Genomic DNA, 1,580 nt, shown 5'->3' on the forward strand with positions numbered 1-1,580 from the left:
GGACGGCGGTGAGGAGGTGTCGGCGGAGGCTGAGGGCGTGGACGTGTTCGCGGCGATCCGGCAGGACCCCGGCAACGTGAGCGTCACCACGATGGAGAAGGAGGTGTTCAAGCTCGGCGCCATCGAGGCGATCGGGCTGCCGCAGGACGTCTTCGACGACATTGCCCCCGGCGTTCTGCTGTCCTGGCGGGCGCGCGTGGCGGTGTCCTCGCCCAGCCATCTGCGCCGGCATGGTGACGAGTTGCGGGTGACGCTGCCGGCGGCCTATCTGCACTGCCGCCGCCGAGAGATCATCGACGCGATGACGGACCTGCTGATCACCACCGTGCAGCGGATCAACGCGCGCGCCGACACCAAGGTGACCGAGGAGTTCGTCGCCGAGCTGAAACGCGTCTCGGGCAAGGAGAACATCCTGTTCAAGATGACCCAGGCCGCGACCGCTGCTGGGTGATGTTGACCATCCAGGTGATACCGAACCGGTCCACGAGCGAGCCGGCCTCGTCACCCCACAACTGCTTCTCCAAGGGCAACGTCACGGTGCCGCCGGCGGACAGCCTCTCGAAGTAGCCGCGGAGTTCGGCGTCGTCGCCGCCGAGGAAGACCGCAACGTTGTTGCCCGGGGTGTGGGGCATCTCTTCCCGGACGTCCCAACCCATCAGCGTGTAGCCGTCCGGGGTGCGGAGCGTGGCATGCATGATTCGGTCGGCGGGTGCGTCCGGCGAGCCGAACTCGGCGTACGTGCCCATCTCCAGCTTGCCGCCCAAGACGTCCCGGTAGAACTCCATCGCCTGCCGTGCGTTCCCGTTGAAAGCGAGGCACGGGTTGAGTTGAGACCCCATCTGATGCTCCTTCGTGTGAGTGAATTGCGAACGGCCAGGACCGCAGCAGCAGGCACCGACGGTTGTCCGAACCTGGCAGTGCTCGACCGCCGAGGTTTCGGCCCCCGGAACTGCTTGCGCGCCCAGACCCGTATGGAATGACCGCTCAGGGTGTCTGAGGGATCACTCCGTTAAGCCTCCCAACGAATCACGACATCCTGTGTCGTGTATTCCCGTGCAGTTCGGGGGCGCAGGGTGGCGAAGTCGGCGTGCGCGGCCGCGACGGCCTCGGGGTAAGCCTGCTGCTTGTCGTATCCGGCCAGGGCCCTGCCTCCCTGCAGCCCGAGCCCTCCGGCGGAGAGGTAGGGCCGCTGAGGGCCAAGCGGTCCTGATCGACCACGGAAGTCAGAGAGGCGTGGGGCACGACCAGTTCTTAGATAACTTTTGTTATCTGGCGAAATAGCGATCACCGGCATAGCGCGAGCTGGGCCGCCGTCGCCCGGCGCGGACGCTTCGATTCCCGGTTATCTGGCAACCCGGCGGGTGGTGGAGGTCGACACGATGGATCTGGTCATCGCCGAGCAACTCGGCCGCGCACACTCACTCGCCCGGCACCTGGACGACTTCCTCACCGACCTGGCCGGTGCACATCGACGTGATCGTGGTGGGAGCCGGGCCCACCGGACTGCTGCTGGCCGCGGAGCTGGCCCTGGCGGGCGTGGCGGTCCGCGTGCTCGAACGGAACGACGCGCCCACCAGCCA

General features: G+C 66.9%; 2 protein-coding genes and 1 pseudogene. 2 read left to right on the forward strand and 1 reads right to left on the reverse strand.

All coding sequences use genetic code 11. From position 1 onward, the window contains the following. A pseudogene (locus AB0J76_RS49445) lies at nucleotides 1-451 on the forward strand (Tn3 family transposase); the annotation flags it as partial. Here AB0J76_RS49445 and AB0J76_RS49450 read toward each other — a convergent pair. Continuing rightward, nucleotides 417-839, reverse strand: a complete 423-nt coding sequence (locus tag AB0J76_RS49450; RefSeq protein WP_352331411.1) for a VOC family protein — start codon at nucleotides 837-839, stop codon at nucleotides 417-419. The pseudogene AB0J76_RS49445 and the gene AB0J76_RS49450 overlap by 35 nt on opposite strands. 622 nt (nucleotides 840-1,461) lie before the next feature. Between AB0J76_RS49450 and AB0J76_RS49455 the strand changes: the two genes are divergently transcribed. Further along, nucleotides 1,462-1,580 (forward strand): FAD-dependent oxidoreductase (locus AB0J76_RS49455; protein ID WP_352331413.1); only part of this gene is annotated, 119 nt, incomplete at its 3' end.

The organism is Nonomuraea sp. NPDC049624, from assembly GCF_040675255.1.
GTDB lineage: Bacteria > Actinomycetota > Actinomycetes > Streptosporangiales > Streptosporangiaceae > Nonomuraea.